This is a genomic window from Mesorhizobium sp. M2E.F.Ca.ET.209.01.1.1 (genome assembly GCF_004010375.2).
In the GTDB taxonomy this organism is placed as follows: domain Bacteria; phylum Pseudomonadota; class Alphaproteobacteria; order Rhizobiales; family Rhizobiaceae; genus Mesorhizobium.
Genome location: NZ_SADP02000007.1, coordinates 1 through 25,943, shown reverse-complemented (window position 1 = coordinate 25,943; position 25,943 = coordinate 1). Strand labels below are relative to the sequence as shown.

Below are 25,943 nucleotides of genomic sequence, written 5' to 3'. Positions count from 1 at the left end.
ACGGATGACGCCGGCTCCGCGAAAAGCCTAATTTTGCGTAAATCCAAACGTAGCAAATCGCTGCAAACAGTCGCGCGGCGCCGGCCTCGGCCTCAACCTTGTCCGGCAGATCGCTGAGCTGCACGGCGACACGGTCAGGATCCTAAGCGGCTCGGAGCGGGGCGCCCGCGTGCGCATCGAGCTGCCCACCTCACCGTCGTAGGAGGTTCCGTTTTGCCGATTGCTTGAGGCGTCGGCGTCATGGTAACGAGGGGTCGCGCGGGTATGATGTAATGGTAGCCTGTCAGCTTCCCAAGCTGAACGCGCGGGTTCGATTCCCGCTACCCGCTCCACCTTATAGCGCAAGGGTTAGTGCCGAATTCCTAAATGACAATGCAATGGTGGTTTTACAGACGGTTTTACAATTTTTGTTCCAATGATGTTCGACCGCGGTTGGGTTCTACCAGCTAGATAGAACGCGTTCGTGATTCGAAGAGGCCGCCATATGGCTGATTTTACGCAACTGGTGTCGCTCCTTCGGGAGCAGATGAACGCTACGTTGTCTCGGTCGGACGTTTTGAAGCCGCTTGCTTGGCTGATAGCTCTCTTGGTGGCTTCACTCGCGCTTTCTGCGTGGGTTCGTGGCCCGGAGTGGCTTTTAATAGCTGATTCGGTAATGCTTTTTTGCACAGTCATCCTCTATCTCGGCGCCTACACGTTCTGTCTGATCTCAAACCCTGACGCACTCCGCTCAGAGAAATATTCCCTTCAAAAATTTGCGCTAGAGCATCAATTGATCGGAGATAGCACTGCCGGTCTCTTTCGAGCCGATGAGGCGGTCTCGCCCGCCAAGGCGATAGAAGGTGGAACCATAAAGCAGACTAAGGATCGGTCATGAGAAGACGGTTCGTGATCGGTATCGACAGCCTGGATGCAGATCAAGAGAAGCAGTTTCGGGACTATATTGGCCCTAAAGGGGCTTGGTGGCATTGGATCGAGAACCTATGGCTCCTTACAACTAAGAAGGACAACGTTTCTGCCAAGGAAATTAGAGACAAAGTAAGGGCTATTAATCCGACGGCTCGGGTCGTCGTTTTTGAATTTCCCGAAGATATTACCTGGGCCGCGTCCTCGAGCACCAACGCATCCGGGAAGAAATTGGCCGACTGGCTGAATACTCCCTGGGGTGACCCTTAAAGGTCAATTCGTCGCCTCGTTCAGCTTCCGGATCCGCTCCTTGATAGCGGCGCTGCGGCTGACGTAGCGGCGGATTATGCGGGAGACGGTCTCTTCCTCCCAGGCCATGATCTCGGCGATCTCGCGTTCGGTAAGGCCGGCGATGTAGAACTTCGTGCAGGCGGTGCCGCGCAGGTCGTGGAAGTTGAGGTTTTCGCCTTCGGGCCACGCGTCCTTCTTGGCTTTCACGAAGGAGCTGCCGAGCCCGTCCTTTACCCACGGCCGGCCCTTGCTCGACGTGAGGATCACCGGCGAGCGGCGCGGTATCCTGGCCAAGACGTCGCGCAGCGCGTCGTAAAGCGGGATCACCGCCTCTCGCCGGTGCTTGCTCTTGCCGGTCGTGATGGTGATCGCGTCCTCGCCGACATGCGACCAGGACAGGCGGATCAGGTCGCCGACGCGCAGGCCCGTGTGCGCGGCAAGGTCCACCGCCAAGGCCACCTCCTTCGAGCAGACGGCCTTCAGCGGGCCGATGAAGCCGTGCCTTTCAGGCAGAGTGCGGTTCCTGAAGGGCGAAGAGACGCTTCGCCACGCGATGCTGCGCGATTTCTGGGAGGATTACGATGGCCGTGGCTAAGAAAGACCAGGAGCGCATCACCTATGCCTGGATGTACGGCCAGCAGGCGCGCAAGGATGGCAAGGAACGGATCGTGCCGGACTATTCAGCCGGTGGATGAGGCGCTAGTACACTAAAGAAATTACCGTCGCGTGCTGCATCGAAGCACAATTTACTGCGGCTGGTCCCCTTCTTGAACGCTGCTTCGAAAGCAGCAAAACCCCGGTTATAATCCTTTGAGCCTTGGTATTTGATGAATTTGCTCATAGAGCCGTATATAGCTGTTACAGGGCACGTACCATAAGCCGCCATTATGTATCCGCCCTCGTACGCCGCGGACCTTCCTTCAGCATTCGCAATAAATGGAAAAACCGCATTGAACGCGATTGCCACAATAACAGTGACGCCAACCCTCATTCTGTATGTTCCCCCATTAATAGAACTTTGCCCAGCTAAATCTATTGCCTTCAGCGCTCACGGGTCAAGCGCTCTCCCTGCTCTGATCATCGCCCGCGCGATCGCGAGCTCAGCCTCGACCTTGGCGTTTTCCTTCTGGGTCATATTGTCGGCCGCAATCAACCGGCGTAGCGCGCGCTTGGCTTCCTCATGCGTCCAGCCGGACTCGACCATGCAATCGACGATCGCTTGGAAGCCGGGCTCCATGGCTTGCTGGCAATCGATCTCCCGATCAGCGTATTCGTCAGGCTGCTTGGGCGGGCTGATCATGTGTTGAGAAAGGCTCGGTTTCGACATTTCCCAGACCTCGGCCCTCAAACCTCGCCGCGCCTTCCCTTTTCCTTTCGAACTTCTGGCATAATAATTTGACCTATCCTATTGACGACATCGCGTAAAAATTTTCGACGGTTGTCCTCACCGGCTATTTCAAATAGTTTTTCAATAGACTTCATCGTTCTTTCAAATTCTGCCACGTCTTCCTCGTGTTTATAACGATATTCACCGATCCACGTCTTCGACATAGTCGTCATCATCCGCAAGTCTTGTTATATATTTCTGGCGCCATTCGGGGTATATTTCATTCAACTTTTCGATTGCTTTATTGATAAAGTCAACGGGGTAATACTTAAGGACGTATCCGTCAGATTCTTCTCTCATAAGCTACCACCTCCTCCACCTATCAGGAAACAGAACACGATTGTAAACGCAAGCAATGTATACCGGCCGCCGGCGCGCGAATCCCCAGCCGGCATCCTTGCTGCATCGTGCATGCTCACAGACATCCCCGATCGGCCCACTGGGGCGCTTCGCAATCGTCCCTCAGGGAGGCGTCGGTTCCTCGGTCCATGATGAAAAGATTCCATAAACCGGCTTGACGGCCAAGGAATTTGTTCTCTTTTCGTTCCTATTCCGGAACCCTACAGCCCGAAGTACCGCGACTATCCGCTGTCGAAGCTTATCGACACGCTGCGCATGGTCCGTGTGACCTGCCGCTAACAGCAAGAGGCAGCACGATTACCAGCCTTCGGACCTGATCCAGATTTTCGGCGACGTCGACATCCGGCAGAGTGTCTCCGAACAGGGCATCGGGCCTTGCACTTACCTTGCAAGACCCGATCCCATATCGCTCAAATCTTAACGGCCGCCTGAGCTACAGCCAGATATTGATCCAGTAGCGCTCGCGCCAGCAGCGACGGCGCCAACGGCCATGATGCCAGTAGCGGCGGCAGACGTGCCTCCAGCCGCGCCGGCGGCGACGCCGGCGGTGGCGCCAGCGCCAATCTCCGTGATGGTGACGGCGGTGGGAGACCAGCTCCAGTTCGGCCGGATCGTCGCCTTCGAAGACCGCGTTGTCCGGCTTGTCGAGCTCGTCCAGGATCCCGTTGCCGCCGGGAATACCGGCAACAGCCTTGCTAGGCCCCGCCAGGCTTGCAAGTGCCGCGGCCCCCGCAACGCCAAGCATTCCAGTCAGAAACAACCGACGTTCCATCAAAAACCTCCCGAGCTGTTGAGCATCGGCGGCTCTTCCCTCACCCGCAACGGGCTCCAGTGAGCGACCGATCGGTTTGAACGTAGAAGTAGCGTTCTCGTTCCATCACCCCACTTCTCGCAAGATGAAGTCGTGCAGCATTTTCGCGGCGGGCGAGAGCACGCGATTCTTGACCGTGATCAGGCTGTAGGGCCGGACCTCGATATCGAACTCGGTCTGAACCACGTCGATGGCGCCGGCCAACCCGTCGGCCCCCTGGATGAACCTGGCGACCTGGATCGAGACCGGCGCGATGGCGTCGGATTGCGCCACCATCACCAGGGTGAGCAACAGCGACGAGGTGTTGAGGATGCGGTCGGGCAGCGGAATGTCGCGGTTCAAAAAGTTGCTTTCCATCGCTTGGCGCAGCGGCGAGCCGCCGGACTGGAACACCCAGTCATAGGCTGCCGTGTCTTCCAGCTTCACCATCTTGCCGCTCGCCAGAGGGTGGCCGCGGCGCACGATCAGGCAAGCCTTCTCGACGCCGATGACGCGCGATTCGAAGAGCCGCGGGTTAAGGTCGTCGGGAATGCGCGCGATGATGAAGTCATGGCGCGAGGCAATCAGCTCGCGGGCAAGCACGTTGGAGGTCTCGACCTGCATGGTGATCTCGATGCGCGGATAGATGCGGCGGATTTCGCGAATCGCCGGCACGGCCAACTCGATTGCCGGAGCCGTCACCGCGCCGAGGAACACAGAGCCGCCCTTGCCGGCCTTGAGCTCGGAAATCTCGCGATCGGCCTCCCGCATCTCAAGCAGGATCGAGCGGGCGCGCCGCGCGAGCGCCTTGCCATAAGGGGTCAGCGTCACGCCGCGCGGCAGCCGCTCGCACAATCTGACGTCGAGCACCGCCTCCATCTCGGCGATCATGCGGGACGCGGCGGGCTGCGAGATGTTCATGACCTGCGCGGCGGCGCTCACCCGTCCGTGATCGTCCAGCGCGGTGATCATGCGCATGTGGCGGAGGCTCAGGCCGCTGCGCAGCAGCGTCTCGCCGTCTCCCGGCGATTTCTCGTAACCACCTGAAATCGCGCCGAAATCTTGCATTGCCGCCATGATCCTGGACCTCCGCAGCGGGTTTCCGTTCAACCCTCTAAGCCATATCAGTTTCGATATAGCAACCACCAAAGATCGCATTTGACAGTTATGTCAAAGGGCCACACCCTTCGCGCGTTCCGAGGCGCAGGGGTCGGTAACGAGCGAATTCGTATCGATTGAAACTGCGTCGCGGGGCCGATTGGGAGGATACCGGAGATCGATAAAGCCGACAGAGGCGCGCCAGCGCATCTGCCCGGCTGCGCGGCCCGCGAAGCCCCGAGGTCGCGACCATCAACCAGGGAGAGTAATCGTGAAGATCATCAAGACGCTGGCCGCCGTGGCGGCCCTTGGCATTGCCGCTATGAGCTATTCGGCGCACGCGGCCGACAAGGGCCTCATCGGTGTGCTGATGCCGACCAAGACCTCGCAGCGCTGGATCAACGACGGCGATGCCGTCAAGTCCCAGCTCGAGAAGCTCGGCTACACGGTCGACCTGCAATACGCGCAGGACGACATCCCGAACCAGCTCAGCCAGCTGGAAAATGAAATCACCAAGGGCCCGAAGGCGCTGATCATCGCATCGATCGACGGCACCACCATGGCGGACGCGCTGCAGAAGGCCAATGATGCCGGCGTCGTCGTCGTCGCCTATGACCGCCTGATCAAGAAGACCCCGAATGTCGACTACTACACCACCTTCGACAATTTCGGCGTCGGCGTGATCCAGGCGAATTCGCTGGTCAAGGGCCTCAAGGAGCGCTTCCCGAACACCAAGCCGTGGAACGTCGAGCTGTTCGGCGGCTCGCCGGACGACAATAACGCCTTCTTCTTCTACAACGGCGCGATGTCGGTCCTGCAGCCGCTGATCGATGACGGCTCGATCAAGATCAAGTCCGGCCAGATGGGCATGGACAAGGTCGGCACGCTGCGCTGGCTCGCCGCCACCGCCCAGGCGCGCATGGACAACCTGCTTTCGGCCAACTACTCGGACGGCAGCCGCGTCGACGGCGTTCTGTCGCCTTATGACGGCCTGTCGCGCGGCATCACCGCCTCGCTGCGCGCCGTCGGCTACGGCACGGATGCCCAGCCCTGGCCGATCGTGACCGGCCAGGACGCCGAGACCGCCTCGGTCAAGCTGATCATCTCGGGCGAGCAGTATTCGACGGTGTTCAAGGACACCCGCGAACTGGCCAAGTCGACCGTGGAGCTGGTCGACAAGGTGCTCTCCGGCGGCAAGCCTGAGGGCCTCGACACCAAGACCTATAACAATGACGTCAAGGTCGTTCCCTCGATCCTGCTGACGCCGGTTGAGGTCGACAAGTCGAACTACGAGAAGCTGGTCGTCGAGTCCGGCTACATCAAGGCCGAAGAGCTGAAGTAATCCAGTCTTACAGGAAGGGGTCCTGCGCGGCCGCAGGACCCCTTTTCGTTCAAAAACGACCCCGGTATTGTTTTGCCGGCTTCTGTGGCGTCACGCGCCGCAGTATGTTGATTTCGCGCATGAGCCCTTCCGGAGTCCGACCGGAGCCTTGCGCCCAAGGAGCAGACCCGATGGCCTCGACGATTTTGGAGATGCGCGACATCACCAAGACGTTCCCCGGCGTGAAGGCGTTGTCGAACGTCAATCTCAGCGTCGAGGAAGGTGAGATCCACGCCATCGTGGGCGAGAACGGCGCCGGCAAGTCGACGCTGATGAAGGTGCTGTCAGGCGTTTACCCATCCGGGACCTATGATGGCCAGATCGTCTTTCGCGGCCAGGAATGTCATTTCAAAGGCATTCACGACAGCGAGCATATCGGCATCGTCATCATCCACCAGGAGCTTGCCCTGGTGCCGATGCTGTCGATCGCGGAAAACATCTTCCTCGGCAACGAGCACGCCACCTATGGCGTCATCGACTGGGACGCCAACGAGACGCGCACGGCCGCCCTGCTCAAGAAAGTCGGGCTGAAGGAAGATCCCAAGACGCTGATCACCAATATCGGAGTCGGCAAGCAGCAGCTGGTCGAAATCGCCAAGGCGCTCAGCAAGGAAGTGAAACTCCTGATCCTGGACGAGCCGACGGCCTCGCTCTCAGAAAAAGACAGCCAGGCGCTGCTCGACCTCCTGCTCGAGTTCAAGCGCCAGGGCATGACCTCGATCCTGATCTCGCACAAGTTGAACGAGGTGAACCGTGTCGCCGACAAGGTGACGGTGATCCGCGACGGGCGCACCATCGAGACCTTGCCGAGGAAGGACATCTCGGAAGACCGCATCATCACCTCGATGGTCGGCCGTTCCCTCGACGACCGCTACCCGCCGCGCGAGCCGCAGATCGGCGAGGTCATCCTCGAGGTCAAGGACTGGTCGGTCTACCACCCGATCCACGCCGAGCGCCAGGTGATCAAGAACGTCAACCTCAATGTGCGCAAGGGCGAGGTGGTGGGTATTGCCGGGCTAATGGGCGCCGGCCGCACAGAATTCGCGATGAGCCTGTTCGGCCGCTCCTATGGCCGGCACATCACCGGCGAGGTGTCGCTCCACGGCAAGCCGCTCGACCTCTCGTCGGTGAGCAAGGCGGTGGAGAACCGCATCGCCTATGTGACCGAGGACCGCAAGACCTATGGCCTCAACCTCATCGACCACATCAAGCACAATGTGACTTTGGCCAACCTCTCCGGCGTTTCCAGCCGCGGCGTCATCGACGACATGCGCGAGATGAGCGTCGCCAACGACTACCGCAAGAAGACCAACATCCGCGCCTCCAGCGTCTATCAGCTGACCGGCAACCTGTCGGGCGGCAACCAGCAGAAGGTGGTGCTGTCGAAATGGCTGTTCGCCGATCCGGAAGTGCTGATCCTCGACGAGCCGACGCGCGGCATTGACGTCGGCGCCAAGTACGAAATCTATACGATCATCGCCCGCCTCGCCGCCGAGGGCAAAGCGATCATCGTCATCTCGTCGGAAATGCCCGAATTGCTCGGCATCACCGACCGCATCTATGTGATGAACGAAGGGCGTATCGTCGGCGAAATGGCGGCAAGCGACGCCAGCCAGGAAAAAATCATGCGCGCCATCGTTCGCGGAGAAGGAAAAAAAGCATCATGAGCACAGAAAGCGCTCCCGCACCGCAGAGCGGCACAGCCGAGGACGTCAAGCAGGGTCCGCGCATCGCCGTGTCGGCGCTGACGACGAATCTGCGCGAATACGGCCTGATCATCGCGCTGATCGTCATCATGCTGTTCTTCCAGTACACGACGTCGGGCACGCTGTTCAAACCGGTGAACCTCTCGAACCTGGTGCAGCAGAACTCGTTCATCATCGTGATGGCGCTGGGCATGCTGCTGGTGATCGTCGCCGGCTATATCGACCTCAGCGTCGGATCGGTGGCAGGCTTCATCGGCGCGCTCGCGGCGATGATGATGGTGATCTGGCCGCTCGGCATATTCTCGAATCCGCTGGTGGTGTCGATCGTCTGCCTGATCGTCGGCGCGCTGATCGGCGCGGCGCAAGGCTACTGGATCGCCTATCACAAGATACCGAGCTTCATCGTGACGCTGGCCGGCATGCTGATCTTCCGCGGCATCTGCCAGGCGCTGCTTGGCGGCGGCTCCTCGGTCGGCCCGCTGCCGGACAGCTTCAAGGCGCTGAGCTCCGGCTTCATTCCTGACGTGATCGGCCCGCTGACGCTGATCCCGCCGACGGTCAATGCCGCCGGCAAGACCATCGTCGGCAGCGGCTTGACGCTACACATGACGACGATCGTGCTCGGCCTGATCGCGGTGCTCGCTTACGCCTATTTCGGCTTCCGGACGCGGCGCAAGCGCGAGCGTCACGGCTATGAGGCGGAGCCCTTCCCGCTGTTCGTCGTCAAGACGCTGGTCGGCAGCGTGCTGGCGCTGTTCCTGGTGTTCCAGTTCGCGAGCTACCGGGGCCTGCCGGTCGTGCTGCTGGTGATGGGCGTGCTCATCTCGCTGTTCGTCTTCGTCACCAAGCGCATGACCATCGGCCGCCGTATCTATGCCATGGGCGGTAACGCCAAGGCGGCGCAGCTGTCGGGCATCAACACCGAAAGGCTAACGTTGATGGTCTTCATCAACATGGGCGTGCTGTCGGCTCTGGGCGGCCTGATCATCGCGGCGCGCCTCGGCCAGGCCGTGCCGGCCGCCGGCCTCGGCTCAGAGCTCGACGTCATCGCGGCCGTCTTCATCGGCGGCGCCTCGGCAATGGGCGGCGTCGGCCAGGTGATCGGCGCCGTGGTCGGCGGCTTCATCATGGGCGTGATGAACAACGGCATGTCGATCATGGGCGTCAATGTCGACTGGCAGCAGGTGGTCAAGGGTCTGGTGCTGCTCGGCGCCGTGATTTTCGACGTCTACAACAAGAACAAGGCTTAACGGCCGGAACAAGTTCAGGAGGAATACGGGTTCCAGATCGCGACGCTGCCGGCAACCCGTCGGCGCCAAGAAGTCCAGGCAAGGACCGAGCTCGCGAACGCAATCCGGACGAAGAGTTTCAACCGTGGTGGGGATCGCTCCTCGCCGCGCCGGGTAAGGCTTGCCCGCGGGCGGCCGCTAAATGAGAGAGGATTCGAACATGCTGATCTCCCAGATCCTCGACGACGCCGAGACGATCCGCGTCGTCGCCCGCAATGGCGGCGGCAAGACCAGGGTCATCAATGGCGCGCGCAGCGTCTATTCGCTGGCGATGGAGGCCGCGCGCACCGGCATCGGCCTCGAAGCGCTGATCGAGCGCAAGGGCTATGGCGAGACGGTCGATCTCGATGCCGTCTACAAGAGGGGCCGGCTGGTTTCGCCGATCAACCATCCGGATCCGGCGCATCTGCATCTCACCGGCACCGGGCTGACGCATCTCGGCTCCGCGGCGACGCGCGATTCCATGCACAAGAAGCTCAGCGAGGGCGGGGAGGAGGAACTCACCGATTCCATGAAGATGTTCCGCATGGGTCTGGAAGGCGGCAAGCCGGCCAAGGGCCAGGTCGGCGTGCAGCCGGAATGGTTCTACAAGGGCAACGGCACGATGGCGGTTGCGCCGGGCGCGCCGCTGATGTCGCCGGCCTTCGCGCAGGACGGCGGCGAGGAGCCCGAGATCGCCGGTATCTATGTGATCGGCGACGACGGCGCGCCGTTCCGCGTCGGCTTCACGCTGTCGAACGAGTTCTCCGACCACGTCACCGAGCGGGTGAACTATCTGTTCCTCGCCCACTCCAAGCTGCGCAACGCCTCGTTCGGCCCCGAGATCCTGATCGGCGACCTGCCGGCCGACGTCCGCGGCGCATCGCGCATCTGGCGCGACGGCAAGCTGCTGTGGGAAAAGCCGTTCCTGTCGGGCGAAGCGAACATGTCGCACACCATCGCCAATCTCGAGCACCACCACTTCAAATATTCCGCTTTCCGCCAGCCGGGCGACGTGCATGTGCACATGTTCGGCACCGCGACGCTCTCCTTCGCCGACGGCATCAGGACCGAGGCCGGCGATACGTTCGAGATCGAGGCGCCGGATTTCGGCCTGCCGCTGCGCAATCCGCTGGAGATCGAAAAGCCGGTGAAGGTGGCGGTGAAGGCGCTGTAGGATAGGACCGAGATTGGGGGAGAAATGAAACGCATCCGGCCGAGCTTGGCGTTCACAGGCTTGGTACTGGCGCTCGCCTGCTCCTCCTTGACCGCTTACGCCGCCGGAAAATGCAGTCCAATAACCTATCGTGAAGCCCGGTCGGCAATGTCGAGCCGTCTTCTGGCCACCGGATACTCAAGGACGCAGGCGGACTTTCTCGTGCGCAATGCGGATCGCATGACATCCGCGCTGCCCGCAACTGCGCTGAACGACAGCGGACAGGCTTGCGGCATCGACTCCGCGAGGGCCCATGTCCTTGGATGCCTCGACAGGCAACTGTTCCCATTGGGCGCGGGCTCAAGCTCTCCGCTTGATGAAACGAAGCAGACCAAGGGATTTTGGGGCAGGAAGCGTCTGACCGTTCGAGAGCTACTCTTTATCGGCCATTTCCATGCCTGCCTCGGCGCGGCGGAAGAATATCTCTTTCGCCACTGACAGGGCCAGCGAGGATCACCGCGCCGCGCGAAAATGCTTGGAAAGCTTCAAGCCCTGCGCCTGGTAGTTCGAGCCGAGATCGGTGCCGTAGAGCGCCTGCGGACGCTTCAGCATGTGCTCGTAGACGAGACGGCCGACGATCTGGCCGTGGTCGAGGATGAAAGGCACTTCGTGGCTGCGCACTTCGAGCACCGCGCGGCTGCCGCTGCCGCCGGCGGCGGAGTGGCCGAAGCCCGGATCGAAGAAGCCGGCATAGTGGACGCGGAACTCGCCGACCAGCGGATCGAAGGGTGTCATCTCGGCGGCGTAGAGCGGCGGCACGTGCACGGCCTCGCGGCTGACCAGGATGTAGAATTCGTCAGGGTCGAGCACGATCTCGCCGGCGCCGCTCTTATAGATCGGCTCCCAGAAATCGACCACATCCTGCGCGGCGCGCTTGTCGACGTCGACCAGGCCGGTGTGGTGCTTGCCGCGATAACCGACAAGCCCGTCCTTGTCGCCGTCGAGGTCGATGGAGAGCGCAATGCCGCCGCCGGAAATGTTGGGCGGCTCGGTGGCGACCAGCATCTCGGCACGGTGGAGGTCACGCAGCTCGCTTTCCGAAAGCACGGCATTGCCGATGCGGAAACGGATCTGCGACAGCCGCGAGCCGGCGCGGACGACAATCGGGAAGGTGCGCGGGCTGACTTCGAGATAGAGCGGCCCGTGATAACCGGCGGCGATCTTGTCGAACTCGTGGCCACGATCGGTCATGACCCGCGTGAAGATATCGAGGCGGCCGGTCGAGCTCTTCGGATTGGCCGACGCCGAAACCTCAGCCGGCAATGCCAGGCTTTCCAGCAAAGGCACGATGTAGACGCAGCCGGTTTCCAGCACCGCGCCCCCGGTGAGGTCTATCTCGTGCAGCTTCAGCCGTTCGAGCTTGTCGGCGACCAGATGATCGGGACCCGGCAGGAAGGAGGCGCGCACGCGATAGGCCTTGTCGCCGAGCCTCAGATCGAGGCTGGCCGGCTGGATCTGGTTGGCGTCCAGCGCGCGCGGCGACTTAAGCGCGTTTGCCTTAAACAGCGCCGCGATGTCCTGATCCGGAAGAATGCCTGTCTGCCGCAAAGGCTGGCTCCGTTCACGAGGCCGGGCGAGGACCTTAGCAGGCACTTGCCGCCCGGCTGGTACAAACCTCTTAATGAAGCCGGCAATTGACGCAAGCGCGGCGCTCATTTAAAGGGTCGTTATCCCGTGGTGATTTGGCCGGTCGGCTTGCAGCCACGTTAAACAAGTCGCTAAAGGACCGTCGAGCCGCAAGGCTATATGGACCGGTTGCGACTTCGCGGCCGGTTTTTTTGTGTCTGGAAGCAGGGCTATGAGCACCAAGAAGCGCAACTGGAAACCTCAGACGGCACTCGTGCATGGCGGAACATTGCGTTCCCAGTTCGGCGAGACGGCGGAGGCGATGTATCTCACGCAGGGCTATGTCTACGAGACGGCGCAGGCGGCGGAAGCCCGCTTCAAGGGCGAGGAGCCGGGCTTCATTTATTCGCGCTACGCCAACCCGACCGTCGATATGTTCGAAAAGCGCATGTGCGCGCTGGAAGGGGCCGAGGACGCCCGCGCCACGGCCTCCGGCATGGCCGCCGTTTCCGCCGCACTGCTCTGCAGCGTCAAGGCAGGAGACCACATCGTTGCGGCGCGTGCCCTGTTCGGCTCCTGTCGGTGGGTGGTGGAGACGCTGGCGCCGCGCTACGGCATCCAGTCGACGCTGATTGACGGCACCGACGTCGCCAACTGGGAAAAGGCTGTTCGCCCGAACACCAAGCTGTTCTTCCTGGAAAGCCCGACCAACCCGACGCTGGAGGTGGTCGACATCGCCGCGGTCGCCAAGCTTGCCAATTCGATCGGCGCGCGCGTGGTCGTCGACAACGTCTTTGCCACGCCGCTGCAGCAGAAGCCGCTGCAGCTCGGCGCCCATATCGTGGTCTATTCGGCGACCAAGCATATAGACGGCCAGGGCCGCTGCCTCGGCGGCGTCATCCTGTCGGACAAGAAATGGATCGACGAGAACCTGCACGACTATTTCCGCCATACCGGCCCCAGCCTGTCGCCGTTCAATGCCTGGACGCTGCTCAAAGGCCTGGAGACACTGCCGCTGCGCGTGCGCCAGCAGACGGAGAGCGCCGGCAAGATCGCCGATTTCCTGGCCGGACGGCCGGAGATCGCCCGTCTCATCTATCCGGGCCGCGCCGACCATCCGCAGGCGGATATTGTGAAGAAGCAGATGTCGGGCGGCTCGACGCTGATCTGCCTCGACGTCAAGGGCGGCAAGCAGGCGGCCTTCGCCTTCCAGAACGCGCTCGACATCGTACTGATCTCCAACAATCTCGGCGACGCCAAGAGCCTGATCACCCATCCGGCGACGACGACGCACAAGAACCTGAGCGACGAGGCGCGGGCGGAACTCGGGATCGGGCCCGGCACGCTCAGGCTCTCCGTCGGCCTGGAGGACACCGACGATCTGCTGGAGGACATCGAGCAGGCACTGAAGGCGGCCAAGTAGTCCTGTAGATACCGCCGAAGATCGACCGAGACCTTTCAGGCGATCTCCTCGAGCTCCGTCAGCGCGCGGGTTCGGATGGTCATGGCGTTGCCCCGCCATTCGACAGCGCCGCCGAACCAGGCGCGCGCCCAGATGGCGGGCAGCATGACGTCGCGCACGATCATCGCGGTGACGCTGCGCGGCGACAGGCACCAGCCCTTGGCCAAGGCGAGCAGGCATTCCGGCAGGTAGGCGATCGCCGGCACGCACAAGGCCGTGGTGGGAAGGCTGACGCCGGCGCCTGCCGCGGCAATCAGCGCCAGCAGCAGCGGCACCGCGGCGCCCGTCAGGATCTCCGGCGCGAAGAACAGCGGGAACGTGACCCGGCGCAGCCGCGCCCAGCGCGCCTGGCGCGACCAGATCTCGGCGAACCGGCGCTGGCCGAGCGGCTGCTCGAAAGGCGAGGCGACAAGATTGACGCGCAGGCCCAGGCCGTTGACCAGCTTGGTGGCGGCGGCGTCCTCGGCGATCTCGGCGGCCAAGGCCTGGATGCCGCCATTGGCGTCCAGCATCGGCTTGTTCCACAGCATGCTCTTGCCCTGGGCGAAGCCGAGGCCGAGCGCCTCGCCGGCATATTGCCACCGCGCCTGCAGCGTGTTGAGGAAGGCACATTCGACTTCGGCCCAAAAACCGTCAGGACGCGAGCCGATCGGCGTCGAGCAGACGAGGCCGGTGTCCGGCCGCCATGCCGCCATCAGGTGCTGGACATAATCCCTCGGCATCAGAACGTTGGAGTCGGCGAGGATCACCCAATCGTGCCGTGCCGCCTGCCAGCCCTTGACGCAGTTGTTGAGCTTGGGATTGGCGCTGACGCGGTCGTCACCGATCAGCAGCCGCGCCGAAACCTCCGGGTGGCGCGCGACCGCCGCCTCGATGAGCCTGACCACCGGGTCCTCGGCATGCGCGACGCAGAAGATCAGCTCGTAGCGCGGCCAGTCGAGCGAGAAGGAGCGCTGCAAGGTCTCTTCGGTGAACGGCTCGACACCGCGCGAAGGCACGATGATCGATACCGGCGCCCGTGTGCCGGAGGGCGGCGCAATGACATGCCGCCGCCTCAGCCGCGACGAGGCGAGCAGGATGCTGGCGAGATTGGAGAGAAGAAGGGCTGACGAAGCCAGGCCGGCTGCGATAGTCAGTTCCATCGAGATCTGGTCACTCCCGATCGAGAGTTTCACCGTTTCACAGAAACGGCGAACCACTCTATCTCTTTGTTTTCACGCAATTCCGGACGGAAAACCGCTCACACTTTTCCTGGAATTGCTCCTGGCCTAACGCGGCCGTTTCATCAGTCGACAGAGCGCCCGAGTCGCCCGGCACGGTTTGTGCACACCAACATTGTCATGTGTCACTTAAATGACATTGTTTTTCGGCACGTGCGCTACAACGCTGGCAGGCGGACTTCCGCTTTCGCGTAATAACCGCGACGTGTGACAAATGTTTCCCTGCAGCGGCAACCGGAGTAGCCCATGTATCGCGCCGTGACGCGCAATATCGAAGTGCTGGTCAGGCCCTTCTATCTGGAGGATAGATCCGATCCGTCGGAGAACCGCTATGTCTGGGGCTATCAGGTGACGATCGACAACCGCTCCGACGATTTCGTGCAGCTTTTGTCGCGCTACTGGCACATCACCGACGGCCAGGGCCGTGTCGAGGAGGTGCGCGGCGCAGGCGTCGTCGGCGACCAACCGGAGCTCAATCCCGGCGACAGCTATCAATACACCTCGGGCTGCCCGCTCTCGACGCCGTCGGGCATCATGGTCGGCCACTACACGATGCGCAACAGCCGAGGCGAGACGTTCGATATCGCTATTCCGGCATTTTCGCTCGACATGCCGGGGACAAGGCGGACGGTGAATTAGGCGTCGGCGATTGGCGCATTTCTCCCCGTTCTACGGGGAGAAATGCCCGGCAGGGCAATGAGGGGCAGCGCCGGGCTTCTGAGATTTCCTTGGGGCAAAGGACAGCGAGGCCATCTTCACCAACGTTGGCGCCGCCCCTCAACCGCCCTTCGGGCACCTTCTCCCCGTAGAACGGGGAGAAGGAACGGGCGTCACTCCGCCGCGAACTCGGCCGGGTCGAAGTCGTATTGCGTCGAGCAGAACTCGCAGGCGACATGGATGCCGCCCTCCTCGGTCGAGTCCTTGATCTCCTCAGCCGAGAAGCCCTGGAGGATGCCGTGGATCTTCTCGCGCGAGCAGGAGCATTGGTCGTCGACCGGCACGCTACGGAAGACGCGCACGCCGTGCTCGTGGAACAGCCGGTAGAGCAGCCGCTCGGCGCCCACCGTCGGGTCGATCAGCTCCGTCGGCTCGATGGTGCCGAGCAGCGCCAGCAATTCCTGCCAGGAATTGTCGGCCGGATGGTCCGTCAGCTCGCGGTCGTCGCCGTCGCCGCCCGAAATATCGGGAATGCGCATGCGCTCCGGCGCCTGAGGCAGGAACTGCGCCAGGATGCCGCCTGCCCGCCACTGCTCACGTGCGCCGCCCGGGCCGGGCGTGACCAGCTTGGCGACCGACATCTTGATATCGGTCGGGATCTGCTCCGACTGCCGAAAATAGGTGCGCGCGGCATCCTCCAGCGAGGTGCCGTCGAGCTGGACGATGCCCTGATAGCGCTGCGTATGCGCGCCCTGGTCGATGGTCAAAGCCAGCACCCCATTGCCGAGCAGCGCCTGCTGCGAGGTCTCGCCGGCGGCGATCAGGGACTGCAGCCGGTCGGCGTCGAAGCGCGCATAGGCGCGCAGCGCATGCGGCGTGGTGAAATCAGCCACCAGCATGTCGACCGGCCCGTCGGTGCGGGTCTGCAGAATGAACTTGCCTTCGAATTTCAGCGAGGTGCCGAGCAGCACGGTGAGCACGCAGGCTTCCGCCAGCAGGCGGGCGACGGGCTCGGGATAATTGTGGCGGCTCAGAATAGCGTCGAGCATCGGCCCGAGCTGCACGGTGCGGCCGCGCACGTCGAGCGGCGCGACCTCGTAAGGCACGACGTGGTCGTCGCCGGCGAAGCCGAATTCACCGAGTTGGGGTTTATGCTCAGCCAAGGTCTGGGTTTCCAACATGACAAAACTCCGGGGCGCAGCCATGCAACCCGATGAGCCGCATGCGTCGAAGCGCGTTCAATTTACGTGATGGCCCGCAGATAGGCATCACCTGTCCCCAGATCAAGTTGACCCCGATCGGGCCGGAAGCGGTCAGGTCGGCCCTTCTCAAGCGCCCAGGCACCAGGCCAGCACCGCCTTCTGGGCGTGCAACCGGTTCTCGGCCTCGTCGAAGACCACCGAATGCGGCCCGTCGATCACCTCGTCGGTGACCTCTTCGCCGCGATGCGCCGGCAGGCAGTGCATGAACAACGCATCGGGCTTGGCCTTGGCCATAAGCGCCGCGTTGACCTGATAGGGCAGGAAGACGTTGTGGCCGCGAGCACGGTGCTCCTGGCCCATCGAGACCCAGCTGTCGGTGACGACGCAATCGGCCTGGTCGACGGCTTCCTCGGCGGATTTGGCAAACCGGACCTTGCCGCCATTGGCTTTCGACCAGTCGACATATTTCTCGAAAGGCTCGCTGCCTTCCGGCACCGCGACATTCAAGTTGAAACGGAATCGCGCCGAGGCTTCGAGCAGCGAGTGCAGCACATTGTTGCCGTCGCCGGTCCAGGCAAATGTCTTGCCGGCCACCGGACCGCGATGCTCCTCGAAGGTCATGATGTCCGCCATGATCTGGCAAGGATGCGTGTCGTCGGTCAGTCCGTTGATGACGGGAACCGTAGCGTTCTCGGTGAGCTCCAGCAGCCGGTCATGCGAGGTGGTGCGGATCATGATGGCGTCGACATAACGCGACAGCACTTTTGCCGTGTCGGCGATGGTCTCGGAGCGTCCGAGCTGCATCTCGGTGCCGGTCAGCATGATCGTCTCGCCGCCGAGCTGGCGCATGCCGACATCGAAGGACACGCGCGTGCGCGTCGACGGCTTGTCGAAGATCATCGCCAGCACCTTGCCATCGAGCGGTTTGGAGCGCTCGCCCGCCTTGAGCCGGGTCTTTCGCGCCATCGCGTCGTCCAGCATGATGCGCAGGTCGCCCGCCGAAACGGCGGATAGGTCGGTGAAGTGGCGGACGCTCATCGGCAGGTTCCAGAAATTACTTCGCGGCTTCGGCCGCTATCGCGTCGGTCAGGCCCTTGGCACCGCCGCGGATGCGCTTCAGCGCCTCGCCGATCTCCTCGTCGGTGACGGTGAGCGGCGGCAGGAGGCGGATCACGTTGTCGCCCGCCGGCACGGCAAGCAGGTGCTGGTCGCGCAGCGCCATGTTCACCTTGGTGTTGGGCATGGCGCATTTCAGGCCAAGCATGAGGCCGGTTCCCCTGATGCCCTCGATGACATCGGGAAATTCATCCGCGACCGAGGCCAGACCTTGCTTCAACAACAGCGCCTTGCGCTGCACGTCCTCGAGGAAGCCGTCGGCCAGCACCACGTCGAGCACGGCATTGCCGACCGCCATCGCCAGCGGATTGCCGCCGAAGGTGGTGCCGTGCACGCCGGCGGTCATGCCGGTCGCCGCCTCGTCCGTGGCGAGGCAGGCGCCCATCGGGAAGCCGCCGCCAATGCCCTTGGCGATCGCCATCAGGTCGGGCGTGACGCCAGCCCATTCATGCGCGAACAGCTTGCCGGTGCGGCCGATGCCGCACTGGACCTCGTCGAAGATCAAAAGCAGGCCGTGCTGGTCGCAGAGCTGCCGCAGCCGTTTCAAGGACTGCGTCGGCACCGGGCGTATGCCCCCCTCGCCCTGCACGGGCTCGATGAGGATGGCCGCGGTCTCGGCCGTGATCGCCTTTTCCGCCGCGTCGATGTCGTCGAATGCAACCTGGTCGAAGCCTTCGACCTTGGGCCCGAAGCCCTCGAGATATTTGTACTGGCCGCCGGCGGCGATCGTCGCCAGCGTGCGGCCATGGAAGGCACCTTCGAAGGTGATGATGCGAAAACGCTCGGGATGGCCCTTGACGAACTGATAGCGCCTGGCCGTCTTGATGGCGCATTCCAGCGCCTCGGCGCCCGAATTGGTGAAGAACACCTTGTCGGCAAAGGTGGCATCGACCAGCCGCTCGCCCAGCCGGCGCTGTTCCGGGATCTCGTAGAGATTGGAGACGTGCCAAAGCTTGGCGGCCTGTTCGGTGAGCGCCGCGACCAGATGCGGATGGCTGTGGCCCAGCGAATTCACCGCGATGCCGCCCGCGAAGTCGAGATATCGCTCGCCCTTGTCGGTGACCAGCCAGGTCCCCTCCCCACGGTCGAAAGCCAGGGGTGCGCGGGCGAAGGTCTCGTAAAGCGCCGAACCGCTCATTATATGCGTCTCCGGAACCGGAAATCAAAAAAGCCGCCAATGCGGCGGCCTTTGCGGCTTATCATGTTTTTCGGCCATGAAGTCAACGAAAACGTCACGCAGAAGCGCGTGGCAAGCCCTGACGCCACGCCGGCTCATGAGCAGGCCGGCAAGTTGGGGAAAACCGTAAAAACCGAATCGGTGTTGCCTTTGGGACTCTTGTCACCGAGTCAGCGCATAAGGTATTTGTAGTCGAGAAATAACTATATTTCGTGCGGCGGACCTAAATCACCCGGTACATGTGGTGTCGTTTGCCCGGCGAGAGCCGGCTCGGGAAAGGATTCTGGTCGCCGCACGCATTAGCAGGAGCGCGGTCACATGAACTGGACTGACGAGCGGGTAGAACTTCTCAGGAAATTGTGGTCGGAGGGTCTGAGCGCAAGCCAGATTGCCGCACAGCTTGGCGGAGTGAGCCGCAATGCCGTCATCGGCAAGGTGCATCGCCTGAAGCTGTCGGGCCGCGGCCGCGCGACGGCTGCCCCGGCACGCCAGAAGAAGGTGACGCAAGGCGCCTCGATGCAGAAGTCGGTGGCTCGCGCCGCGAGCCCGGCGCGCCATGTGACCGCCACCATCGGCGCCACCGCGCTGCAAGTGCAGTTCGACGCCGAGCCGGTCGCTCGCCACTACGTCCGTCCGGTCGAGAACGTCGTGGTGCCGATCTCGCGCAACCTGCAGCTCGTCGAGCTGACCGAACGCACCTGCAAATGGCCGAACGGCGACCCGCTCTCGGAAGACTTCAGCTTCTGCGGCAACGACGCCGCCGAGACGGGACCGTATTGCAAGTATCATTCCCGGGTCGCGTTCCAGCCGGCGGCGGAACGGCGCCGCGCTCGCTGAATAGCGAATAGCGAATAGCGAATAGCGAATAGCGAATAGCGAATAGAACGGCTTGGCTTCTGTGATAGGGAGCAAGCCGTTTTTTCGTCGTTCCCTACTCGCTACTCCCTATTCGCTATTCGCTATTCATTTTTTCACAGCCATCCGTTCTTCTTGAACCGCCAATACAGGAACGAGCAGATCGAGGCCATCACCAGCAGGATGACGGGATAGCCATACTCCATCTTCAGTTCCGGCATATCGGAGAAGTTCATGCCGTAGATGCCGGCGAAGGCTGTCGGCACCGCCAGGATGGCGGCCCAGGAGGCGAGCTTCTTGGAGATCGCGGTTTCCTGGCTCTGTCCGACCAGAAGACTGGCTTCGAAAGCGAAAGCCAGAACCTCGCGCAGGGAGTCGATCTTTTCCTGCACGGTGCGGATGTGGTCGGTCACGTCGCGAAACAGCGGATGCATGGCGGCATGGATCTGCGGCAGATCGGCGCTGGTCAGCCGGCGGCAGACCTCGACCAGCGGCAAGGCCGCATTGCGAAGCCGCAGCAGATCGCGGCGCAGCATGTAGAGGCGCTCGATATCGGAACCAGTCATCGGCTTCAAAAGCACCTTGTCCTCGATCGCCTCGACCTCGTCCTCGATCTGCTCCAGCACCGGCATGTAGTTGTCGACGATGAAATCGAGGATGGCGTAGAGGACGAAGTCCTCGCCCTTGGCCAGCGAGTGCGGACAGCTTTCCCAATGCTGGCGCACGGCGGCGTAGGAGGTCGACGGACCGTGCCGGACGCTGACAATGTAGCCGGTGCCGACGAACAGATGCGTTTCGCCGAAGGTGACGCGGCCGTCGATCAATTGCGCGGTGCGGGCGACGATGAAGAGGGCGTCGCCATATTGCTCGATCTTCGGGCGCGCATGTGGGTGCTCGGCATCCTCGATCGCGAGGTCATGCAGGTGGAATTGCGCCTGCACCCTGAGCAGAAGGTTGCGGTCGGGCTCGAGCAGGCCGATCCAGACGACATGGCCGGGTTTGGCTGCCCATTCACCCGCCTGTTCGATGGCGATGTCGGCGACGCGCTTGCCGCTCAAATAGACGCTTGACGCTACGATGCCCGACGTTGGGGCCGGGGTCAGGTTTCGAACTTGTTCCATCGCAAACCTCCCGAGACTGCGACTGACAAAATCGCTCTGCCTGGAAGAGCTTAGCCTAAATCAGAAAACCGTTCGAGAGGCGCCCGTTCACTTAGCCGGCACCGCGCCGGGCAGCACCACCTTGTCGGTCTTGTCGCCCTTCGGCCGGTCGGCGGGCATCTGGTCGCCGGTGACGATGTAGTAGATGGTCTCGGCGATGTTGGTCGCATGGTCGCCGATACGCTCGATATTCTTGGCGCAGAACAGAAGATGCGTGCAGGGCGTGATGTTGCGCGGATCTTCCATCATGTAGGTTAAAAGCTCGCGGAACAGCGAGGTGTACATGGCGTCGATCTGGTCGTCCCGGTCGCGCACGAAGCCGATCCTCTCGACCGAGCGCGAGGCGTAGACGTCGAGCACTTCCTTGAGCTGCGTCAGCGCCATGTTGGCAAGCGCCTCGATACCGCGGAAAAGGCTGTTCGGCTGGCGGCCGTCGACCGAGGCCACGCGCTTGGCGACGTTCTTGCCAAGATCGCCGACACGCTCGATATCGGCCGAAATGCGGATCGCGCCGACGATCTCACGCAAATCCGTCGCCATCGGCTGGCGCCTGGCGATGATGATGATGGCCTTGTCGTCGATCTCGCGCTGTCCCTCGTCGAGGACGATGTCGTCCTGGATGACCTTCTGGGCAAGGCCATGGTCGACATTGACAAGGGCCGCGACAGCCTGCTCGACCATGCGCTCGGCATGGCCGCCCATCGCCGCAATGCGCTTGGACAGGAATTTCAGCTCTTCATCATAGGCACTGACAGTATGGACGGACTGCATCGATATGCCTTCCCGGTTTGTGCCGGCTGGTGCGTTCCCTCAATCTGTCGCTGATACGCGAACCGCATGACAGAAAGAAGAAATCTCGGTTGGCAACCGGTACACGATCAGCGAGCCGGCAAATGAACCGTGAACGCCGCACCCTTGCCGACTTCCGACTTGATCGACAATCTTGCGTTATGACGGGTCAATATATGCTTGACGATCGAAAGGCCAAGCCCGGTGCCTTTCTGGGTGCGACTGTTTTCGACATCGACGCGGTAGAAGCGCTCGGTTATGCGCGGGATGTGTTCTTCGGCGATGCCCGGGCCGTAGTCTCTTATGATGACGTCGATGCCTGGGTCCTGACCGTCCTCGACGCGTGCCATGGAGACGGTCACGCGTCCGCCTGACTGGCCGTATTTGCAGGCATTCTCCAGGAGATTTTCGAAAACCTGGAAGAGTTCGTCGCGGTCGCCGGGGACGGAAACCGGGCCATCGATGAAGTCCCGCTCGATGACGATGCCGTTTTCCGCGGCCAGCGGTCCGAGGGAATCGATGACGCTATCGATCGTCTGGCGAAGGTCGACCTCCGTGCCCGGCCGCAGATAAGGCTTCATCTCCAGCCGCGAGAGCGAGAGCAGATCATCGATCAGACGGGCCATACGTCCCGTCTGGTTCTGCATGATCTGCAGGAACTGGTCGCGCGCCGCCGGATCGTTGCGGGCCGGCCCGCGCAGCGTCTCGATGAAGCCGGCGATCGAGGCGAGCGGCGTGCGCAATTCATGACTGGCATTGGCGATGAAGTCGGCCCGCATGCGATCGATGCGGCGTGTCTCGCTCTGATCCTTGAACACCAGCACATAAAGGCCTGTGGCATGGCCGACCGTTGACGCGCTGACCCGGTATGTCCGCTCCACCGGGAGCTTTTCGGTGTAGTCTACCACATCGGCGGCGACCTCGCCCGACAGGATGCCGTCCAGCAGCGCCTGCATTTCCGGCGCGCGAAACTTCAACGCCAGCGACATGCCCGGCGCCAGCCCGCCGAAGGCCGCGAAGGCGGCGGCGTTGGCGTGGACCATCGCGGCGGAATGGTCGAAGATGATCAGCGGATCGGCGACCGCGGCCGCCAGAAACTCGCCGGAAAGCCGCTGCAGTCCGCTGGCCTCGATCGCTGCTCCTGAATCTGCCGATCGGCGTTCGGCATCGACAGGCAGCATCGCGGCAGCCGCCAGCACTACTAAGGCCAGGACCGGCACGTAAACGGACGCGCCGGCGAAGCTATAGACGGCAAGGATCGCGACAATGCCCGCGCCAAGCAGCCAGCGATTGCGCCACAACCGCGCCGCCAGGGCTTGTCCCTTACTGTCCTGCCCCGCGCCCGTCTCAGCCATAGGCCCGCGCCACCCCGCATCCCGTCGACCGGTCAGCAGTCTGCCGGACCGGCCTGGCGCATGCCTGAAAATCAGGATCGATTTTCGCGAAGGTTCATGCGCAAAATCAACACGCTACAGCGTCTTTGCGCTCGGAAGGGCGCTTTGCTGCACAGGCTCCATAGCATGAGTCCGCAAACTGGAAAGGTTCGTCTGGATGAAAAAAGCCAAGCAAACGGCTGAAGCAGTGCCGGCCACGGCACCGATCAAGATCAAGATCGGCGGCAAGGAGCGCGAGTTCGACATCGACAATCCGGTGCTGCCGGACTGGATCGTGGACAACAAGCTGACCGCCGGCGGCTATCCTTACGACAAGAAGATGAAAAGCGAAGACTACGAAAAGGAGCTCGAAGGGCTGCAGATTGAGTTGGTCAAGGCGCAGGCCTGGCTGCAGACGACCGGCAAGCGGGTGATGGCGCTGTTCGAAGGCAGAGACGCGGCCGGCAAGGGCGGCACGATCTTCGTGGTGCGGCAATATATGAACCCGCGCACGGCGCGCAACGTCGCGCTGACTAAGCCGACGCCGACCGAGGCCGGGCAATGGTACTACCAGCGCTATGTCGACCATTTCCCGACAGCCGGAGAATTCGTGACCTTCGACCGCTCCTGGTACAATCGGGCCGGCGTCGAGCCGGTCATGGGCTTCTGCACGCCGGAGCAGCACGAGAAATTCCTCGACGAGACGCCGCATTTCGAGCGGATGATCTGCAACGAGGGCATCCATTTCTTCAAATTCTGGCTGAATATCGGCCGCGAAACGCAGCTGGAGCGGTTTCATGACCGCCGTTGGTCGCCGCTGAAGAACTGGAAGTTCTCACCGATGGACGTCGCAGGCATCAGCAAATGGGACGACTACACCAAGGCGCGCGACCAGATGATCGAGCGCACGCACAAGGAATTCTCGCCCTGGATCATCGTGCGCGCCAACGACAAGCGCCGCGCCCGGCTTGCGGTGATCCAGCGCATCCTGCTGTCGCTGCCCTATGACCGCCGCGACCTCGATGCCGTCGGCAAGCCCGACAAGAAGATCATCGGCGAAGGGCCGGGGTTCCTGAAGGACTAAATCAATTCCGTAAGTTACAGCGCCGCGCGGCTTTCGGCTCGCGCGGCGCTGAGACTTTCATGCGGTCCGCTCAGGCGGCCAGGCGGGCGATCCGCTGCAGCCGCTTCAGCGTGGTGTCATCCTGAAGCGCCTGCTGGAACAGCGTGATCTCGTGGTCGATACGATCGCACAACACCGCCGTATCGCCCTTGAGAAGGCTACGCGTCTGCAGCAATGCCGCCACCGGCTTCTTGGCGAGTTGTTTCGCCCTCGCCAGCGTTGCTTCCTCGGCGCTGCCTTGCGTCACGATCTCGCCGACAAGGCCGAGGGCCTTGGCATCCTCGACGCCGAGCGTGTCGCCCAGGCAGAAGAAGCGGAAGGCGCCCGCATAGCCGAGCTTCTGGGGCGCCAGGATGCTGGTCGCCGCGTCCGGCACCAAGCCGAAATCGACGAACGGCACCCTGAAGGTGCTGCCCTTCGAGGCGATCACCATATCGCAGTGGAACAGGATGGTGCAGCCGACGCCGACGGCATCGCCGTCGACGCAGGCAAGCACCGGCTTGGGGAAGGTCGCCAGCATGCGGAACATGTCGGTGACGGCGGCGATCAGTTCCCGGTGCTTGGTGGCATCGAGGAATTCCGAGAAGTCGCCGCCAAGGCAGAAACAGCCGGCAAGGCCACGCAGCATGACGACACGGACCTCGTCATTGACGGCCGCCTCGTGGAAGGTCCTGGCAAGGCTCGCATAGGCATGCCGGTCGAGCACCGGCCTTCCGTCATGCGAGGACACGGTGACGACCAGCGTGCGGCCGCGCAGTTCCGGTTCGGGATGGAAGCTCATGACCACCTCCCCGCTCACGACGCCTGCTTCAGGCCGAGCAGGCCGGGATAGCCCCGGTTCAGCACCGGCAGGAAGTGGTTGCGGCGCTGGCGCACGATATCGAGCGTATGCTCGGTGAAAGTGAGCAAGGTCGCCACCACCTGCTGGTTGCCATAGGTGCGCTGGTAGCCGAGCGGCTTTGCCAGGAAGTGCAGTTGCAGCGCCCTGAGCACCCACATCGGTTCGAACTCGATGATGACCTGGTCGACGTTGCGCTTCAGTCCCCACTCGACGAAGCCGGCGATCAATTCGGTGCCGACCGTCGAGACGCCGCGCTTGCCGTCGCGAAAGCCCGGGGCCACCGCGTAGCGGGTCAACTCCCAGACATTCGGTCCCGAGGGGGACGGCCCCTCGCAGAGGTCCGACAACACGTCCGTCAGAAGATGCGGCCGTGTCGTCGGCAGCATGCGCTGGTAGCCGGCCAGTTCACCGTTGCGGATCACAAGGTGGTGTTCGGCCTCGTCGTGGTCGAACTGATCGATCTCGAGCTGGTCAGGACGGGCGAGATCGGTCCATCCCATTTCCTCGACGAAGATCTTGTGGCGCAGGCGATGCACGGCCTCCCAAAGGTCGGGGCGTTCCATCAATTCCTGAGTGGTAAGGGCGAAAAGCATTAGCCGTCTCCTGGGCTTAAGAGGATGATACGGCCGGGCTTTCCCGAAAATATTACGCGAACGCGTAGGCAAGAATTTTAGGCCAGCACGGCCGACCTGGCTAATATAGCCACGCCTAATGGCCTCCGCGACTGTCCGGACGCGGTTGGGGATGCCCAGTTTGATTTGGCGTTAAGAAATCATTAGCCCTCTCCCAAGAGGGAGATTCGGCTGCGCTTTTCTGAAAATATCACGCGATCGCGTAAGCTGAAATTTCCAGGTCGGCACGGCCGACCTAGCTGTGAGCTTTCAGGAGGTTGTCCATTCGGCCCCGACCGAGAAAGCTGAGGTTGTCGAAGCTTCAGTGATTCCCGGAGGACCGAATGAACATCCACAAGAATGCCCGTCTAACGCCGCTGCGTCGAGA

Annotated in this window: 25 protein-coding genes, 1 tRNA gene, 2 pseudogenes and 1 riboswitch; of the genes and pseudogenes, 13 read left to right on the top strand and 15 right to left on the bottom strand. The window is 62.3% G+C overall.

Annotated elements, in window-relative coordinates:
- Positions 1-73: 73 nt before the first annotated feature.
- From EN852_RS14905 to EN852_RS14890, 4 genes and pseudogenes are all read left to right on the top strand, one after another.
- Positions 74-202 (top strand): annotated as a pseudogene (locus EN852_RS14905) (ATP-binding protein); the annotation flags it as partial.
- Positions 203-258: 56 nt separating this feature from the next.
- Positions 259-332: transfer RNA gene (locus EN852_RS14900), tRNA-Gly, on the top strand.
- Positions 333-484: 152 nt separating this feature from the next.
- Positions 485-877 carry a hypothetical protein gene (locus EN852_RS14895; protein ID WP_127876069.1) on the top strand — a complete coding sequence of 131 codons (393 nt, stop codon included), beginning with the start codon at positions 485-487 and terminating at the stop codon, positions 875-877.
- An 11-nt stretch (positions 878-888) separates the two neighbouring features.
- Complete coding sequence (locus tag EN852_RS14890; protein WP_127876070.1) at positions 889-1,176, top strand: hypothetical protein; 288 nt, start codon at positions 889-891, stop codon at positions 1,174-1,176.
- A 3-nt stretch (positions 1,177-1,179) separates the two neighbouring features.
- On the opposite strand, the pseudogene EN852_RS14885 reads toward EN852_RS14890, so the two are convergent.
- The 5 genes and pseudogenes from EN852_RS14885 to EN852_RS14870 form a co-directional block, all read right to left on the bottom strand.
- A pseudogene (locus EN852_RS14885) lies at positions 1,180-1,680 on the bottom strand (tyrosine-type recombinase/integrase); the annotation flags it as partial.
- A 565-nt stretch (positions 1,681-2,245) separates the two neighbouring features.
- Positions 2,246-2,497, bottom strand: a complete 252-nt coding sequence (locus tag EN852_RS14880) for a hypothetical protein (protein ID WP_127876120.1) — start codon at positions 2,495-2,497, stop codon at positions 2,246-2,248.
- Positions 2,498-2,541: 44 nt separating this feature from the next.
- The gene (locus tag EN852_RS40855; protein WP_189545955.1) at positions 2,542-2,700 is read right to left on the bottom strand and encodes a hypothetical protein; all 159 of its coding nucleotides are present in this window, start codon (positions 2,698-2,700) and stop codon (positions 2,542-2,544) included.
- Between the two features lie 677 nt (positions 2,701-3,377).
- On the bottom strand, positions 3,378-3,716 hold the full coding sequence (locus EN852_RS14875) for a protamine-2 (modular protein) (RefSeq protein WP_127876072.1): 339 nt from the start codon (positions 3,714-3,716) through the stop codon (positions 3,378-3,380).
- Between the two features lie 105 nt (positions 3,717-3,821).
- Positions 3,822-4,811, bottom strand: coding sequence for a LysR family transcriptional regulator (locus EN852_RS14870; RefSeq protein ID WP_127876073.1), 990 nt, complete (start codon positions 4,809-4,811; stop codon positions 3,822-3,824).
- A gap of 292 nt (positions 4,812-5,103) precedes the next feature.
- Here EN852_RS14870 and chvE point away from each other — a divergent pair, with 292 nt between their 5' ends.
- The 5 genes from chvE (at position 5,104) to EN852_RS14845 (ending at position 10,841) form a co-directional block, all read left to right on the top strand.
- On the top strand, positions 5,104-6,174 hold the full coding sequence (gene chvE / locus EN852_RS14865; protein WP_127867490.1) for a multiple monosaccharide ABC transporter substrate-binding protein: 1,071 nt from the start codon (positions 5,104-5,106) through the stop codon (positions 6,172-6,174).
- Positions 6,175-6,344: 170 nt separating this feature from the next.
- Entirely contained in the window at positions 6,345-7,880 is a 1,536-nt protein-coding gene (gene mmsA / locus EN852_RS14860) for a multiple monosaccharide ABC transporter ATP-binding protein (RefSeq protein ID WP_127876074.1), read from the top strand.
- Positions 7,877-9,169, top strand: a complete 1,293-nt coding sequence (gene mmsB / locus EN852_RS14855) for a multiple monosaccharide ABC transporter permease (protein ID WP_127867492.1) — start codon at positions 7,877-7,879, stop codon at positions 9,167-9,169. Before mmsA ends, mmsB begins: the two co-directional genes overlap by 4 nt.
- A gap of 199 nt (positions 9,170-9,368) precedes the next feature.
- On the top strand, positions 9,369-10,364 hold the full coding sequence (gene araD1, locus EN852_RS14850; protein ID WP_095819746.1) for an AraD1 family protein: 996 nt from the start codon (positions 9,369-9,371) through the stop codon (positions 10,362-10,364).
- Between the two features lie 24 nt (positions 10,365-10,388).
- Entirely contained in the window at positions 10,389-10,841 is a 453-nt protein-coding gene (locus EN852_RS14845; protein WP_127876075.1) for a hypothetical protein, read from the top strand.
- Between the two features lie 15 nt (positions 10,842-10,856).
- Here EN852_RS14845 and EN852_RS14840 read toward each other — a convergent pair whose 3' ends face one another.
- Complete coding sequence (locus EN852_RS14840) at positions 10,857-11,951, bottom strand: 2'-deoxycytidine 5'-triphosphate deaminase (protein ID WP_127876076.1); 1,095 nt, start codon at positions 11,949-11,951, stop codon at positions 10,857-10,859.
- Positions 11,952-12,067: 116 nt separating this feature from the next.
- Positions 12,068-12,145: riboswitch (SAM riboswitch) on the top strand.
- 56 nt (positions 12,146-12,201) lie between these two features.
- Here EN852_RS14840 and EN852_RS14835 point away from each other — a divergent pair.
- A complete protein-coding gene (locus tag EN852_RS14835) occupies positions 12,202-13,392 on the top strand; it encodes an O-succinylhomoserine sulfhydrylase (RefSeq protein WP_127876077.1) in 1,191 nt (396 codons plus the stop codon).
- A gap of 35 nt (positions 13,393-13,427) precedes the next feature.
- On the opposite strand, the gene EN852_RS14830 is transcribed toward EN852_RS14835, so the two are convergent.
- Entirely contained in the window at positions 13,428-14,573 is a 1,146-nt protein-coding gene (locus tag EN852_RS14830) for a ceramide glucosyltransferase (RefSeq protein WP_127876078.1), read from the bottom strand.
- Positions 14,574-14,897: 324 nt separating this feature from the next.
- Between EN852_RS14830 and apaG the strand changes: the two genes are divergently transcribed.
- Positions 14,898-15,290, top strand: coding sequence for a Co2+/Mg2+ efflux protein ApaG (gene apaG / locus EN852_RS14825; protein WP_127876079.1), 393 nt, complete (start codon positions 14,898-14,900; stop codon positions 15,288-15,290).
- Between the two features lie 191 nt (positions 15,291-15,481).
- Here apaG and EN852_RS14820 read toward each other — a convergent pair whose 3' ends face one another.
- The 3 genes from EN852_RS14820 to EN852_RS14810 all read right to left on the bottom strand — a co-directional run bounded on the left by EN852_RS14820 (position 15,482) and on the right by EN852_RS14810 (position 18,764).
- Complete coding sequence (locus tag EN852_RS14820) at positions 15,482-16,513, bottom strand: Hsp33 family molecular chaperone (protein WP_127876080.1); 1,032 nt, start codon at positions 16,511-16,513, stop codon at positions 15,482-15,484.
- Positions 16,514-16,636: 123 nt separating this feature from the next.
- Positions 16,637-17,548, bottom strand: a complete 912-nt coding sequence (gene argF / locus EN852_RS14815; protein ID WP_127876081.1) for an ornithine carbamoyltransferase — start codon at positions 17,546-17,548, stop codon at positions 16,637-16,639.
- A gap of 16 nt (positions 17,549-17,564) precedes the next feature.
- Positions 17,565-18,764: an aspartate aminotransferase family protein gene (locus EN852_RS14810; protein WP_127867500.1), complete on the bottom strand. Its 1,200-nt coding sequence runs from the start codon at positions 18,762-18,764 to the stop codon at positions 17,565-17,567.
- A 357-nt stretch (positions 18,765-19,121) separates the two neighbouring features.
- On the opposite strand from EN852_RS14810, the gene EN852_RS14805 reads away from it, so the two are divergent.
- Entirely contained in the window at positions 19,122-19,640 is a 519-nt protein-coding gene (locus EN852_RS14805) for a GcrA family cell cycle regulator (RefSeq protein ID WP_127876082.1), read from the top strand.
- A gap of 134 nt (positions 19,641-19,774) precedes the next feature.
- Here EN852_RS14805 and EN852_RS14800 read toward each other — a convergent pair whose 3' ends face one another.
- The 3 genes from EN852_RS14800 to EN852_RS14790 all read right to left on the bottom strand — a co-directional run bounded on the left by EN852_RS14800 (position 19,775) and on the right by EN852_RS14790 (position 22,962).
- Entirely contained in the window at positions 19,775-20,779 is a 1,005-nt protein-coding gene (locus tag EN852_RS14800) for a magnesium and cobalt transport protein CorA (RefSeq protein ID WP_127876083.1), read from the bottom strand.
- Between the two features lie 87 nt (positions 20,780-20,866).
- On the bottom strand, positions 20,867-21,589 hold the full coding sequence (gene phoU / locus EN852_RS14795) for a phosphate signaling complex protein PhoU (protein ID WP_127876084.1): 723 nt from the start codon (positions 21,587-21,589) through the stop codon (positions 20,867-20,869).
- Between the two features lie 107 nt (positions 21,590-21,696).
- On the bottom strand, positions 21,697-22,962 hold the full coding sequence (locus EN852_RS14790) for an ATP-binding protein (RefSeq protein WP_127876085.1): 1,266 nt from the start codon (positions 22,960-22,962) through the stop codon (positions 21,697-21,699).
- A 196-nt stretch (positions 22,963-23,158) separates the two neighbouring features.
- On the opposite strand from EN852_RS14790, the gene ppk2 reads away from it, so the two are divergent.
- Entirely contained in the window at positions 23,159-24,064 is a 906-nt protein-coding gene (ppk2, locus tag EN852_RS14785) for a polyphosphate kinase 2 (RefSeq protein ID WP_127876086.1), read from the top strand.
- Positions 24,065-24,134: 70 nt separating this feature from the next.
- On the opposite strand, the gene EN852_RS14780 is transcribed toward ppk2, so the two are convergent.
- Complete coding sequence (locus EN852_RS14780; protein ID WP_127876087.1) at positions 24,135-24,884, bottom strand: enoyl-CoA hydratase-related protein; 750 nt, start codon at positions 24,882-24,884, stop codon at positions 24,135-24,137.
- A gap of 14 nt (positions 24,885-24,898) precedes the next feature.
- The gene (locus EN852_RS14775; protein WP_127876088.1) at positions 24,899-25,537 is read right to left on the bottom strand and encodes an acyl-homoserine-lactone synthase; all 639 of its coding nucleotides are present in this window, start codon (positions 25,535-25,537) and stop codon (positions 24,899-24,901) included.
- Positions 25,538-25,943: the final 406 nt, after the last annotated feature.